This is a genomic window from Streptomyces sp. NPDC102283 (genome assembly GCF_044766265.1).
In the GTDB taxonomy this organism is placed as follows: domain Bacteria; phylum Actinomycetota; class Actinomycetes; order Streptomycetales; family Streptomycetaceae; genus Streptomyces.
The window spans coordinates 24,486-37,422 of the sequence record NZ_JBIWLQ010000012.1 but is presented as its reverse complement, the minus strand read 5'-3'; the positions used below and the strand labels follow the sequence as shown (position 1 = coordinate 37,422).

Annotated in this window: 14 protein-coding genes and 2 tRNA genes; 4 read left to right on the top strand and 12 right to left on the bottom strand. The window is 70.6% G+C overall.

What is annotated here, in order from left to right; genetic code table 11:
* Positions 1-19 precede the first annotated feature (19 nt).
* From ACIRJT_RS23430 to ACIRJT_RS23395, 8 genes are all read right to left on the bottom strand, one after another.
* The gene (locus ACIRJT_RS23430; protein WP_403912127.1) at positions 20-1,285 is read right to left on the bottom strand and encodes an MFS transporter; all 1,266 of its coding nucleotides are present in this window, start codon (positions 1,283-1,285) and stop codon (positions 20-22) included.
* Positions 1,286-1,341: 56 nt separating this feature from the next.
* Entirely contained in the window at positions 1,342-2,124 is a 783-nt protein-coding gene (locus tag ACIRJT_RS23425) for an SAM-dependent methyltransferase (protein ID WP_403912125.1), read from the bottom strand.
* Positions 2,125-2,362: 238 nt separating this feature from the next.
* Entirely contained in the window at positions 2,363-2,956 is a 594-nt protein-coding gene (locus ACIRJT_RS23420) for an NADPH-dependent F420 reductase (RefSeq protein WP_403912122.1), read from the bottom strand.
* Entirely contained in the window at positions 2,953-4,332 is a 1,380-nt protein-coding gene (locus ACIRJT_RS23415) for an aldo/keto reductase (protein ID WP_403912121.1), read from the bottom strand. Before ACIRJT_RS23415 ends, ACIRJT_RS23420 begins: the two co-directional genes overlap by 4 nt.
* Entirely contained in the window at positions 4,329-5,552 is a 1,224-nt protein-coding gene (locus ACIRJT_RS23410; RefSeq protein ID WP_403912119.1) for a cytochrome P450, read from the bottom strand. The genes ACIRJT_RS23415 and ACIRJT_RS23410 overlap by 4 nt, the downstream gene beginning before the upstream one ends.
* Entirely contained in the window at positions 5,549-6,277 is a 729-nt protein-coding gene (locus ACIRJT_RS23405) for a hypothetical protein (RefSeq protein ID WP_403912117.1), read from the bottom strand. The genes ACIRJT_RS23410 and ACIRJT_RS23405 overlap by 4 nt, the downstream gene beginning before the upstream one ends.
* A gap of 45 nt (positions 6,278-6,322) precedes the next feature.
* Positions 6,323-6,448, bottom strand: a complete 126-nt coding sequence (locus ACIRJT_RS23400) for a hypothetical protein (protein WP_403912114.1) — start codon at positions 6,446-6,448, stop codon at positions 6,323-6,325.
* A 503-nt stretch (positions 6,449-6,951) separates the two neighbouring features.
* Positions 6,952-7,024 (bottom strand) — tRNA-Ala (locus ACIRJT_RS23395).
* 177 nt (positions 7,025-7,201) lie between these two features.
* Here ACIRJT_RS23395 and ACIRJT_RS23390 point away from each other — a divergent pair.
* On the top strand, positions 7,202-7,750 hold the full coding sequence (locus ACIRJT_RS23390; protein WP_371624615.1) for a helix-turn-helix domain-containing protein: 549 nt from the start codon (positions 7,202-7,204) through the stop codon (positions 7,748-7,750).
* 140 nt (positions 7,751-7,890) lie between these two features.
* A complete protein-coding gene (locus tag ACIRJT_RS23385; RefSeq protein ID WP_403912110.1) occupies positions 7,891-9,240 on the top strand; it encodes a serine/threonine-protein kinase in 1,350 nt (449 codons plus the stop codon).
* Positions 9,241-9,260: 20 nt separating this feature from the next.
* Here the strand turns inward: ACIRJT_RS23385 and ACIRJT_RS23380 are convergent, their stop codons facing one another.
* Together ACIRJT_RS23380 and ACIRJT_RS23375 are read right to left on the bottom strand one after the other, a co-directional pair.
* Positions 9,261-10,595: a hypothetical protein gene (locus tag ACIRJT_RS23380; RefSeq protein ID WP_403912107.1), complete on the bottom strand. Its 1,335-nt coding sequence runs from the start codon at positions 10,593-10,595 to the stop codon at positions 9,261-9,263.
* A gap of 345 nt (positions 10,596-10,940) precedes the next feature.
* Positions 10,941-11,075, bottom strand: a complete 135-nt coding sequence (locus tag ACIRJT_RS23375) for a DLW-39 family protein (RefSeq protein ID WP_003958712.1) — start codon at positions 11,073-11,075, stop codon at positions 10,941-10,943.
* Between the two features lie 291 nt (positions 11,076-11,366).
* On the opposite strand from ACIRJT_RS23375, the gene ACIRJT_RS23370 reads away from it, so the two are divergent.
* A complete protein-coding gene (locus ACIRJT_RS23370) occupies positions 11,367-11,741 on the top strand; it encodes a DUF6344 domain-containing protein (RefSeq protein WP_403912105.1) in 375 nt (124 codons plus the stop codon).
* Positions 11,742-11,843: 102 nt separating this feature from the next.
* On the top strand, positions 11,844-12,080 hold the full coding sequence (locus tag ACIRJT_RS23365) for a hypothetical protein (RefSeq protein ID WP_403912102.1): 237 nt from the start codon (positions 11,844-11,846) through the stop codon (positions 12,078-12,080).
* Positions 12,081-12,153: 73 nt separating this feature from the next.
* Here ACIRJT_RS23365 and ACIRJT_RS23360 read toward each other — a convergent pair.
* Positions 12,154-12,230, bottom strand: a tRNA-Ile gene (locus tag ACIRJT_RS23360).
* A 71-nt stretch (positions 12,231-12,301) separates the two neighbouring features.
* On the bottom strand, positions 12,302-12,922 hold the full coding sequence (locus tag ACIRJT_RS23355) for a DUF3566 domain-containing protein (RefSeq protein ID WP_403912100.1): 621 nt from the start codon (positions 12,920-12,922) through the stop codon (positions 12,302-12,304).
* Positions 12,923-12,937 lie beyond the last annotated feature (15 nt).

Genomic DNA, 12,937 nt, shown 5'->3' with positions numbered 1-12,937 from the left:
TGATGATGAACCTCGAACACTAGGTCAACTCCACGGGGTCGGTTTCCTTGCCCGGCGTCGCCGCCGCGATGTGTGCGTTGCTGAGCCATCGGTAGAGGACGGGCCCGAGTACGACGAAGATCGCGCCTCCGATGTAGAAGGGCCAGGACAGGCCCAGGTTCTTTGCCAGCACGCCGCCCAGGACCGCCCCCAACGCGGAGGCGCCCGTCGCGAGCGTGCGGAAGACGGCGGTGACGCGGCCCAGCATCCGATCAGGAATGAGGCGAGCCCGGAGGCTGGCGGCGATCACGGACTGGGTCATGACCACGAAGCCGTCGAGCGCCATCAGGGCGCTCATGGCCGCCGCGCTGTCGACCAGGCCGATCCCGGCGGTCGCGAGGCCCGACACGACGGTCGTCCACACCAGCGTCGTCCCCGGACGGGTGAACGCGCCGACGCGGTCGCCGTAGAAGCCGCCCAGGCAGGCCCCGACCGCTCCGCCCGCTAGCACGAGGCCGAACATCGCGGGCGCGGCACCGAGCCGCTCGACGACGGTGAGGGAGACGAGACTGTAGGTGGCGGCGCTGACCAGGTTGCCGACGCCGAACAGGGCGCACAGCGCGATGAGCATCCGGGACCCGGTGAACCCGCGGATGCCTTCGCGCAGGTCCTGGAGGAATGTGTTCGGCTTCCTCCCGTCAGCCGGTCCGCGCCGGCTGACGGGAAGCAGGAACATGAGCACGAGCGCCACCGCATAGCCCGCGGAGCCGAAGGCGAACGGTGCGGCCACGGCCAGCGCGAACAGACCGCTGCCCAGCGGAGGTCCGACGAAGCTGTTGGCGAGCGTGTAGGTCGCCAGCAACCGTCCGTTGGCCCGCTCCAGTTGATGATCCGCGACGATGCCGGGGACGAGCGCCGAGGACGTGTTGTCGTACAGCGTCTCGGCGACTCCGAAGACGAAGGCCAGTCCGTAGAGCATGACGATGTGGACGTGGCCGGTCGCCAGGCCCAGTGCGAGGACGCCGGCGCCGACGGCACGGGTGGCGCTGGCCGTCCGCAGCAGCAGGACCCGGTCGACACGGTCGGCCAGCGTCCCCATCGGAATCGAGAGGAGCAGCCAGGGCAGGTACTGCACCGCGGTGATGACGGCGATGGCGACGGGGTCCCGGGTCAGGGTGAGAGCGGCCAACTGGGTCGCTGCCATCAGGACGCCGTCGGCGACATTCGACGTCGCGGTCGCCGACCAGAGCCTGCGGAACCGTCGCCACGCGGCCCGGTCGGATGCCAGGTCCGTCAGGTCCGTCATCGTGTCTCCCCCCACGTGAGCTGCGGCAGCGGTGACGGAGTCCGCCGATCGGCCGCTCAACTTCTGTTCTGTGCGAGCCCGGCGGTGAGGCGTCGGACGAAGTCCTCGTCGAGGTCGAAGTCCGCTGCCGGCGGCACGTACAGCGAGGAGCCGTACTGGAACACCTGGGCGTCGGAGGCGAGTTGCCCCAGGGTCCCGCGGGTGACCTCGGGGCTCCGCCCGGGCGCCGACGCCGAGATGACGGCGTAGTACGGATGGTCCGCGGCGAAGGTGCGGAGCAGGTAGTCCCGCAGCGACGACAGGTTGTTGGACTTCCAGGGCGCTTCGAAGTCGACGCGCACGTTCCCCACCGAGGCGGGATGATAGATCAACACCCCCAGCGTGCTGTCGAGTCCGACCTTGTACATCAGCAGCCGGTTGGAGTCGATGACCGTCGTGCCACGGGAAAGATAGTCGACATCGAGGTCTGCCGCGATCGTGTCGAAGCTGGAGACACCGGGGACGATCTCCACCCGCAGGTCGTCCCGCTCCTTGGCCATCCTGGTCAGCACGCTGGTGGTGGAGACGCCGAGGTGAGGGTTGCCGGGCACCAGATAGGCGACGTGCCCGCCCTCCCTCGCGAGGCCGAGGAGCGCCTCCAGGATGGCGTCGTAGTTGTCCGAGTCCACGCCGTTCAGTCTGTAGAGTCCGGAGATGTCCTCGATCCGGCGCGGGCCCATCGAGGTGAGCCAGCGGCTGATCCCCGGCCAGGTGGCCGAGTACACGACGACATCGGCCGTACGGATGACGGCCATCCCGCCCACCGTGATGTCGCGGGTCGGGAGCATCCCGGTGCCCACCACCGTGATCCGGTCGATCCGACTGGACGCGGAGTGGCCCGCGGGGTGCTGAGGAACTGCCCCGCGCTGAGGAACTTCGGAATGCCGAGGGACTTCGGAATGCCGAGGGACTTCGGAATGCTGAGGGACTCCGTAGTGCTGAGGGACTCCGTAGTGCTGAGGGACTCCGTAGTGCTGAGGGACTCCGTAGTGCTGAGGGACTCCGTAGTGCTGAGGGACTTCGGAGTGCTGAGGGACTTCAGTCAAGGCGTGCTCCTGAGGTGAGTCGGTCGACGAGCGCAGCGCTTTCCAGGTGCGCGGCGCAGGACAGCGGCCCGATCCGTACCGGCCGCAGCCCGATCCCGCGCGCGATGCTCTCGGTGGCGTCCGCGGCCGTCCCGTCGTCCGTGGCGTACGGCGCGTAGTCGGGGGCGTCGGAGTCGAGCCCGGCGACGGTCAAGGTGTTGAACGCCTTGGCGATCCGGACGTAGGGCAGGGCCCGGGCGATTCCGAGGCACCCCTCCCCGGCCCCGAACGGGTCGCCCTGTTCCCGTGCGAACAGCGGATTCGTGACGTCGATGAGCAGCTTTCCGGCGGAGAAGGCCGGGAAGCGCCGGCTCAGGCGCAGCGCGACGGGATAGGGCAGGGCGAGGACCAGGAGGTCGGCGTCGGCCAGCACGGTCGCCATGTCGGCGAGGAGGGCCGGACGCCCGGCGAAGACGGGGTATCGGTGGGCCCGTTCCGTCGCCTCGGCCACATGGCGGGTCGTGACGCGTACCGGGACCTCGTGGCGTGCCAGGCGCGCGGCGAGGGCCAGCCCGAAGGGACCGGCGCCCAGAATCCCCACCCTCATCGGTGTGCCCCCGTGGACCCGGCCGTGACGGCGGACATGGCGTACCGGTGGGCCCGCCGAATGATCTGCCAACAGATCTCCAGCTCGGACCGGTCGCGCGGCGCCCAGACGAGCAGGGACCGGTCATGGACGACGTATCCGGTGAGCAGATGGGGCAGAGCCCACCGCTTGGCCAGGAGCTCGGCATGGTCCTCGGCGCTGAAGACGGCGTGGAGCGACCCGTCGTGCGGCGGGTGGAAGTGCAGGAACTCCGTGCCTGCCATGAGGCCGTCACCCGGCGGCTCCTCGCCGGCCACGTGGAAGGCCACGGTGCCCGGGATCGCCAGGAGCGTGCGCCGGACCCGGACTCCGGGCAGCTCGCTCGTGCGCCGGATCAGCTCGTCGCGCGCACCGGGCACACCGTTCTGCGTGATCTGCTGCTGCGGCACCTCGATGGTCGTGTGCGGTGTCGCGCCCAGGCGCGGCGGCAGCTCATCGGCCCCGCCGGGCACGCCGAGGATCCGCCGGCGCGCCGCGACGGCGTCCGGGAGCCCGTGCAGCACCCCGGTCATCTCGTCCCCCGCGAGCTCCAGGTGCAGTGCGCCGAGATTGGCCCGGATGTGGCCGACGTCGGCCGATCCCGGGATGAGCGCCACATGACGGCCGACCTCCAGGAGGAGCCTCAGCACCAGCTGCCCGACGGCGCTGCGCGCCAGCCTCCGAGGGGCGTCCTCAAGAGCGCCGGAGAGGAAGAACTGACCGTGATCGAAAGGCTGGTGGGCCAGGAAGGCGCTACCGGCCGCCGCGCAGGCATCCACGACGGCGAGCGTCGCCTCGTCCAGCCGCAGCAGCGACAACCGGTTCTGGACCGAGGCGATGCGGCCGGACCGCACGGCGCGGGCCAATTGCTCGGCCGATACGTTGCAGACGCCGACCTCGCGTACCTCGCCCCGGTCCCGCAGGTCCCAGAGCGCTCCGAGCGACTCCTCGATGGGGACGGCCGGATCGACACAGTGCAGTTGTACGAGGTCGAGGTGGCCGCGGCCCAGCCGGCGCATCGAGTCGCGCGCCTCCTCGACGAGCCGTTCGGGCCGGCCGTCGGCGGTCCAGGTGCGGGCCGCGGGGTGCCGCTGGCCCACCTTGGTGGCGACGACCGGCCGGTCCGAACGGCCGGCCAGGGCGCGTCCGACGATCTCCTCGGACCAGCCCGGGCCGTAGGAGCCGGCCGTGTCGATGAGATCGATCCCGCTGTCGCAGGCCACCCGCACCACGGTGACGGCTTCCGCCACATCACGTGGCGGCCCCCAGGCGTCGGGTCCGCAGAACTTGTTGCCGCCGAGGCCGATCCGCCGCACCGGGGGCAGCCCGCCGATGGTCAGATGCGTCGATACGCTCACGACCGGCCTCCCGGCGTCGTGAGGGAGCGCGGCCGGACGGGGAGCGGCCGGACGGGGAGCGCCACGAGTGAACGGCCGAGCGCCTGTTCCGTCCACGCGTGCCCCTGGGACCGGTCGGCCTCCATGCCCGCGAGCACCGGCAGCAGCGCACCGAGCATGGCGCTGATCTCGACCCGGGCGAGCGATGCGCCGAGGCAGTAGTGGCGCCCGTGCGAGAAGCTCAGGTGCGGATTGGGGTTTCTGCCCAGGTCCATCTCCCGGGGCCGGTCGAAGACCCGGGCGTCCATGTTGCACAGCCGCAGGAAGACCGCGATCCGGGCCCCCGCCGGCAGCGTGTGCCCTGCCACCGTGATGGCCTTGCGCGCCGTCCGTGCCACCACGTGGGCGGGCGAGTGAAGACGGAGCATCTCCTCCACCGCGGCGGGAAGCCGGCCCGGGCCTGCCGCGCGCAGGGCCTGGAGACGGCGTGGCTCCCACAGCAGCGCGAGCACGAGGTTGCCGAACAGGTTCGCGCTGGTCTCGAAGCCCGCCAGGAGCAGCAACGCCACGGTCGCGCACATGAGTTCGCGATCGCCCTCACAGGCGGCGGCCAGCCGGGCCGGCAGATCGCCCTCGAACCGTGCGGTGTCGATCAGGAGTTCCGCGGTCGACCGCAGCTCCACGGCCACCCGGTCGAGGAAGTCGCGGTCCTCGTCGCCGGTGGAACGGATGCGACCGGCGAGCTCCACCACCGTGGGTACAGCCGCGGGGTCCAGGCCGAGGAGGTGCGCGAGGATCTTCACGGTGCACGGAACGGCGAAGTCCATGATGACGTCGGCGCTGCCCGTGGCCTCGGCCCGCGACCGGAAGGCCTCCGCGCAGGACGCGCTGAGCGCCTCCAGCCGGGGGCCTTCGGCGCTGACAGCTCCCCGGGCGAAGTCGGTGTCGAACGCGGAGCGCAGGCGCCGGTGCGCGGTCCCGTCAAGAAAGACGAAGAACTTCTCGGCAAGCTGGTTCCAGCGACTGCCCGCCGTGGGGTAATCGAACCGTGGCTCCGCATCGGGAGAGCGAAGAATATGCACGGCCTCCGGATGGCCGGTGACGAGATAGTCGCCGCGCGAGGTCCTGGCGATCGGCGGCGCCGATTCCAACGCCCGATAGGCATCGTCGGCGAAAGCGTCGCTCGGGTCATTGTCGATCTCGAAGGAAGAAAGGACGGCCTGTTCCGCGTAAGAAGTCATTTTATTGCGAAACCCACAATGCTGCACCGGAAATGGTCACCGGCGGCGGGGAGTACGGGATTGACGCGGTGCTCGGCCCGGCCGTTGATCAGCACGAGCCGGTTGGGGCGTGCCGAGTAGAAACGGCCGGCGCCGATCCGCATCCGCCGCTCTTCTGCCGGATCGGTACGGAAATCAGGTCCGACAATCGCGCCCACGGCCTCGTAGTCCGGCCGTCCGGTACTGCCGGCGGCGTCTCGGGCCCGTTCCCCGACGCCGAGTTCCGTCGTGCCGTCCAGAACCAGGAGCTCACCGCCCCAGGAGGAATCCCAGCGAGGATGCGCGTAGAAGATGTACGCGCCGTCCACCTGGTCGGTATCGGCGTGCCAGAACAAGCCCGCCCCGGCGCCCATGGCCACGACCTTGCCGGTCAGGATGCGGCTGCCGATCACCCCGGCGCCCGGCCCGTCCGAGAGCCCCTCGCCACCGCTCTGCAGCCGGTCCACGAAGTCGCCGATGAGACCGAGGCCTTCCGGGGTCGACTCCTTCTGGCCCCGCAGGACTCTCTCACTCTGAATGACGGGCAGCCCCGGCGGACCGTAGGGCTTGTTCCATTTCGTCGAGTGGATGAGCCCGTAGTCAATGTACTGAATACTGTTGCTCAGACGCCCGAAGGCGTCCCGGTCGAGAAAGTCGTCAATCACCGAACAGGTGTCATCACGGTACGAGACACGCAAGGGGATCACTTCTCCTTCCAAGTCGGGACGCCTTCAGGCGTCAAACGTCCTCTACTAGATGCGCGACAGGACATCCTCCGGGATGGCCTGGAGGCAGCGCGGCCACAGCAGCGCTTCGATCTGCTCGTCGGATACCTCGATCGTCGCGACCTCGGTCTCCGCAGCCTGAATCTCGTTCATTTCGGTTGCACCCCCTTCTCGGTTCCATTGAATTCACCATGCTTCCGCCGCACGGTGCTTGTTCGCCGAATCGGCTCGGGCCCGCATTGCGAACTCGAACCGGCCGACGACGAACAATTTAGCGATCGCACGATCTGTGTGGACCTGCATCTTTGGAGGTTGACCCGGGCACCAGGACGAGGTACGGGCAGAGGGTGGGTCGCTCGCCCGACGGGCGGGTTCGGGCAGCAGGCTCAGCGGTGCCGCGGGGCGCCAGGACGGCCGCAGGTGGCCAGGGCGGCCACAGGGGGCATGGGTGGCACGGGGTGAGGGGCACGGAGGTGGAGGGGGCACGGCCGGCTCCTCCGGCGATGCCCACCGCCCGGCCTCACCGCCCGGCCCCGGAATCCCGCGCCTCCGCCTTCACCGTGTCAGCGCCGTGCTGCTGCTGCGTCAGCACGGAAAACCGGCATAAAGAAAACCCCTCTGACCGCGTTTCCGCAGGTCAGAGGGGTTTAACTAAGTGGAGCCTAGGAGATTCGAACTCCTGACATCTGCCTTGCAAAGGCAGCGCTCTACCAACTGAGCTAAGGCCCCGGGCCACAACGAACGAGGGCAACGCCCGGCACGTCCGTGCCAGGGCTACCGTCGTGGACCAGAGTACCGGGTGACCCCCGCAATCCTGCAAAAGGATAGGGACTCCCCGTGGACGACCACGCTCCGTAAGATGCTCGCAGGTTCGCAGCAGCGAAGCCGGAGCGATGGGGAGACGCCATGGACGCAGCGCAACAAGAGGCGACGGCAAGAGCCAGAGAGCTTCAACGCAGTTGGTACGGGGAGCCGTTGGGGGCGCTCTTCCGTCGACTGATCGATGATCTCGGCCTGAACCAGGCCCGGCTGGCCGCTGTTCTCGGACTCTCCGCCCCGATGCTCTCCCAGCTGATGAGCGGCCAGCGGGCCAAGATCGGGAACCCCGCCGTGGTCCAGCGCGTCCAGGCCCTCCAGGAGCTGGCGAGCCAGGTCGCCGACGGCAGCGTCAGCGCGGGCGAGGCCACCGACCGCATGGAGGAGATCAAGAAGTCGCAGGGCGGATCGGTCCTGACCGCCACCGGCCAGACCACTTCCACCGGTGGCGCTCCCACCGTCCGCCGTGTGGTGCGCGAGATCCAGTCCCTGCTGCGGTCGGTCTCGGCGGCCGGCGACATCATCGAAGCCGCGGACGCCCTCGCCCCGACCCACCCGGAGCTGGCAGAGTTCCTCAGGGTGTACGGAGCGGGACGCACCGCGGAGGCGGTCGCGCACTACGAGGGACACCAGAGCTAGCGACTCCGGACCACGACGGACGACGGAGCCAGGGCACGCGCGCACCGTGCGACGCCCTGGTGCCGTCAGGGGCACGGGGGCCGGACACGGGCCGCGGCGGACGCCGCGGCACCACAGGAACGGGGAGCGGGCGCAGCACAATGGGTGAGGTCTTCGCTGGTCGGTACGAACTGATCGATCCGATCGGACGGGGCGGGGTCGGCGCCGTCTGGCGCGCCTGGGACCACCGCCGCCGCAGGTACGTCGCCGCCAAGGTGCTCCAGCAGAGCGACGCGCACACGCTGCTGCGCTTCGTCCGCGAACAGGCCCTGCGCATCGAGCACCCGCACGTGCTGGCCCCGGCCAGCTGGGCCGCCGACGACGACAAGGTCCTGTTCACCATGGATCTGGTGAGCGGCGGCTCGCTCGCCCATGTCATCGGCGACTACGGCCCGTTGCCCCCGCGCTTCGTCTGCCTGCTGCTGGACCAGCTGCTCTCCGGCCTCTCCACGGTGCACGCCGAAGGAGTGGTGCACCGCGACATCAAGCCCGCCAACATCCTGATGGAGGCGACCGGAACGGGCCGCCCGCATCTGCGTCTCTCCGACTTCGGCATCTCGATGCGCAAGGGCGAGCCCCGGCTCACCGAGACCAACTACGTGGTCGGCACCCCCGGTTACTTCGCGCCCGAGCAGATGATGGGCGCCGAGCCCGACTTCCCCGCGGACCTCTTCGCGGTCGGCCTGGTCGCGCTCTACCTCATCCAGGGCCAGAAGCCCGACGCCCGGGCCCTGGTGGAGCACTTCGCCGCGCACGGCACCCCGAGTGCCCCGAGCGGCATTCCCGAGCCTCTGTGGCAGGTTCTCGCCGGTCTGCTCCAGCCGGACCCGCACGCCCGGTTCCGGACCGCGACGGGCGCGCGCAAGGCCCTGACCGCGGCGGTCGAGATGCTGCCCGAACCCGGCCCGGACGACGAGCCGGTGGAGGTGTTCGACCAGATCGGGCCGCTGCCGGCCGGGTTCGGCCCGGACGGGCCCGTCACCGCCCCCCAGCAGCCCGAGAAGCCCGCGCCCACCCCTGCGCAGCCGACCGTTCCGGGGCCCGGCCGACAGGCCTACACACCGCCTCTCGCGTCGATGTCCGAGACGGGCAGCTTCCATCTCGCGCCCCCGCCCGGCGCCGCGCCCCCGCAGCAACAGCCCTACGCACAGCCGGGGTTCCAGCAGCCGGCCGCACCGCTCGCGCCGGACGCGCCGCCCCCGTACGCCGTCGGCGCGCCGGACCTCTCCCAGGCGCCGACCTCCGGCGTACCGCACGATCCCGTCGCCACCCGGACCTACACCGCCCAGCGTCAACAACCACCGGTGCCGTCCCCGCCGGTGCAGCACGCCGCGCCCCACGTGCCCCCACGGGGAACGCGTCCGGGACCGCCCCCGAAGGTGGCGGCCGCGGTCCTGGTGGTGGCACTGATCTGCTTCGCGGTCGGCATCTGGGCCCTGACCCAGATCTGACGGTCCCGCCGCCGGACCGGCTACCAGCCCTGCGGCGGCCGGTGGCCCCCGTCGGCCGGCTGACCCGAGGCCGGGGCCCCGGCGGCGCGGCGGCGGGCCAGCAGCGTCCAGACGCCCAGCCCGAGCACCAACACGGACCCGGTGCCGATGCCGGCCGCGGCGACCACCGTCATCGGGCCGCTCTGCGCGGCCTCCCGGGCGTTCTTCCCCTTCCGGGCCACTTCCCGGTCCTGGTCGGTGACGCCGAAGACCCCCGCGTCACCCTCGTACGGAGACGTCTCGGCGTCGTTCTTCACCTGGACCGCCAGCTCGAACGGGATCGGCTCCTCGCCGTAGGCCTCCTTGAGCTTCGGGCTGAGGGACACCGACAGGTAGTACCAGCCCGCGAAGCGCATGGCGCTGACCTGGGCCGACGGGTCGAACCGATTGCGGTAGGCCACCGGCGGCAGCGGACGCAGGGACGCGGAGGCGGGCCCTCCGGAGTACGAGAGCATGGCCTCGGAGACATGCCCCTGGGCGGGGTTGTCCAGCGACAGGGTGAGCGCGTTGCCCACGAACTCCTTGCCGGTGCTCGTGCTGTTGGAGAGACCGGCGGTGGCATGGATCTGCTGGCCCCAGTCCACCGGCACCCGGTAGAAGCGGGTCTGCCCCGGGGCGACCGTGTCCTGCCAGCGGCCGTCCTCCAGGCCGGTGGCCTCGGAGTACCCGGCCCCGCCGGACCGCTTCTCCTGCTTCCCGGTCAGCGGCTTCGCCGAGGCCGAGGGCCAACTCTCGGGCCCGTCCGTCGGCATGGACACCCCGCTCCTCAGCCGCGGCTCCTGAAGGAAGCGCAACTCCAGTCCCCAGGCTTCGGAGTTGGACGTCTCCTTGCTCTCGCGCTCGACGAGTACGTCGTACTGGCCGCTCTCCTGGCAGCTGGCGCCGCCCTCCTCGATGGTCCGGGAGGCGTACGCGGCGATGGGACGCGCGTACTCACCCGAGCCGAAGTTCGCCCGCTCCGAGCCGCACCGGGTGTCGTCGGTCTCCCGGAGGCTGACGGTGATGCCGTCGCCGTAGGCGACCTCGCCGCTGTCGCCGGGCACCGCGACCGCCGACACGTAGGCGGCGGAGACGTCGTCCAGCGTGACCCGGTAGTAGAGCTTCTCGCCCGGCTTGATCATGCTGCGGTACGGGACGCCCTCGTCCAGGGTGGACGCCTCGACGTTGGTCGCCGCGCCCTGCACGTTCTTCGCGTCGGGGTCGAACGCGTACACCCCGGGGCCCGCCGCGTGCGCCTGCCCCGGCAGGGCCGCCGCCGCGCACATCGCCGCGAGTACCGCGGCCATCACCCGGCCCCTGTTGCGCTGCCTCTTCACGCGCTTCCCCTCGTCGTCCCCACGCGCCGGTGCCGTCGACCGTCCGGCCGCGATGCCGGTCCATCCTGCCCCGCCCGCACCGCCGCTGTCTCCGGCCACAGCCGCATTACCCCTTCTTGTCCGCGTTGCGACCCCTGTCGGCGCCTCACCGGCACCTCACCGGAGTCCGCTGGAGTTCACTGGAGCAATTCATTCGTGTGCTCAAGTGAACTCGCGAGGGCGAGACATCAAGAGGTACGGGCGTCACGCGGGCACGACAAAGGGCCCGTACGCCGAGAGACGGGCCCCGAACAGCACGAAGCCCCGGCCGCTCAGCGACCGGGGCCCGTAACAGACTGTGCCGTCTCACACACCCGAACCTGCGGGCACGGAGTCGGTCGCCTCCGTCCACAGATCCTGCTCGGCGCGATCCGCCTGGATCTGGCGGTACACGAGGAGCCCGCCGATGGCGGCCAGTGCGACCAGGAGAAGCTTCTTCACCGCGCGACCTCGTCTTTCCTTGGCGTAAGGGCCTTCTGTCGCCGACTATACACACCGGCCGATACCGATCGGTGACCTGCCCGGGGCCTCGGTGCGACCCCTCTTCGGCGTCCGGAACGACCTCCCGCCGCCCTCTTTCGGCCGCCCGGGAGGGCCTGTCCACACCGGTTGCACCATACGAGTGGTGTTCATCCGAAGATCAGCGCAGAGCGGGCGTCGCTCCTCGAAATCACGGCCCGGATCCACATGATCGGAGAAGTCAGCAACCGGACCGTCCGAAAGCGAGGGGCCATGAGCACCTTCCAGCCCAAGAACCTCTGGACCGCCTTCATCACCGCCTTCTTCGCCCTCCTGGCGTCGCTGGGCCTCGCCACCGCCACGGCGAGCGCCGCGAACGCCACGAACGCCGCGGCGCAGCCCAGCCCCACGACCCAGGAGCACACGGCCCCCACCGCGGCAACTCCGATCGCCCCCTCGGTCCGATGGACCCTTCCGCGTGACCGGGCGCTTCCGCCCACGATGAAGCAGCGCATCCGCGCCGAGGCCCACGGCTCCTCCCCGGCCACGCGTCACCTGTCGCTCGACCCCGCGGAGACCGCCACGACCGGCCCGGCCGGCTCCCACCACACAGCCCCGGAAGGCGACTCCCCGGCGCCACCCCCCTGATCCCGGCGCCCACCGCACTCCGGGGCCCCTGGTCCGGTTCACACCGGCCGGGGGCCCTTTTCGTGTGCCCGGCCCCGTGTGCCCACGGCACGGCCTGCGAGGATGGCCCGCACCAGCGGCCGGGCCGCGACGGGATCAGCAGAAGGGCACGCCGTGGCCGCGTTGGGCTTCTTCTTCATCGTCCTGCCGTGCCTGGCCGTCGTGAGCTTCACCAGCTTCGCCGCCTGCCGGGCCCAACAGCACAGGGCCTTCAAGGTCCTGGCGTACGTGTGCCTCTCGGTCGGCCTCGTCTGCGGGCTGACTCCGGTAGCGGTGCTGATGTACGCGTCCACGCTGTAGGCGCCTTCCCGTGCCCTCGGGGGGCCGGACATGCGAAAGGCCCCCCACCGTCTCCGGTGAGGGGCCTTCAGGCTGGTGGGGCTAACAGGATTTGAACCTGTGGCCTCATCCTTATCAGGGATGCGCTCTAACCAACTGAGCTATAGCCCCGCCGCGCTGCTGCGCTGACTTCTGAAGATTAGCGCACGTCGGGGCCAGTCCCAAAATCGATACCCGGCGCGCTACTCGTCCTCGGCCAGCGTGAGCTCGACGCCGCCCACGAAGCCCGCCGACAGGTTGTAGATGAAGGCGCCCAGCGTCGCCAGCGCGGTGGCCAGCACCACGTCGATCACGGCGATGACCGACGTGAAGATGAGCACGCGCGGCAGCGACAGGAACGACTGCAGATCGAAGCCGTTGCTCTCGTTCGAGCCGGTGGCCTCGCTGATCGTGCCGCCGACGGTCTCGAAGACGCCCATCGCGTCCATGACCATCCACAGCACCGCCGACGCCACCACCGTGCAGATGCCCAGCGCGATCGACAGCAGGAAGCTGACCTTCATCACCGACCACGGGTCGGCCTTGGCCACCCGCAGACGGGCCTTGCGGGTACGCGGAGTGGTCCGCGCCCCCGTGCGCGGCTTGCGCGTCGCCTGGGCGCCGCCCACGCCCTGCGCGCCGCCCAACGTGCCGTCGCCCGGCTGTCCGGGGCGCTGGCCGCCCTGGGTGCCGCCGCCGGGCGCCTGGTACGCCTGGGGCGGGTGGTACGGCCCCGACGGCCCCGGTGCGGGCTCACGCTCACCGGGCAGGGGCCCGGTCGCGTAACCCTCGTACTGGGGCTGAGGCCCTCGTGTGTCCGTCACAGTGCCCCCTTGGGA

Coding starts and splice junctions, on each gene's coding strand:
- ACIRJT_RS23430 (WP_403912127.1), bottom strand. CDS start 1,285: ATGACGGACCTGACGGACCTGGCATCCGACCGGGCCGCGTGGCGACGG.
- ACIRJT_RS23420 (WP_403912122.1), bottom strand. CDS start 2,956: ATGAGGGTGGGGATTCTGGGCGCCGGTCCCTTCGGGCTGGCCCTCGCC.
- ACIRJT_RS23410 (WP_403912119.1), bottom strand. CDS start 5,552: ATGACTTCTTACGCGGAACAGGCCGTCCTTTCTTCCTTCGAGATCGAC.
- ACIRJT_RS23400 (WP_403912114.1), bottom strand. CDS start 6,448: ATGAACGAGATTCAGGCTGCGGAGACCGAGGTCGCGACGATCGAGGTA.
- ACIRJT_RS23390 (WP_371624615.1), top strand. CDS start 7,202: ATGGACGCAGCGCAACAAGAGGCGACGGCAAGAGCCAGAGAGCTTCAA.
- ACIRJT_RS23385 (WP_403912110.1), top strand. CDS start 7,891: ATGGGTGAGGTCTTCGCTGGTCGGTACGAACTGATCGATCCGATCGGA.
- ACIRJT_RS23370 (WP_403912105.1), top strand. CDS start 11,367: ATGAGCACCTTCCAGCCCAAGAACCTCTGGACCGCCTTCATCACCGCC.
- ACIRJT_RS23365 (WP_403912102.1), top strand. CDS start 11,844: ATGGCCCGCACCAGCGGCCGGGCCGCGACGGGATCAGCAGAAGGGCAC.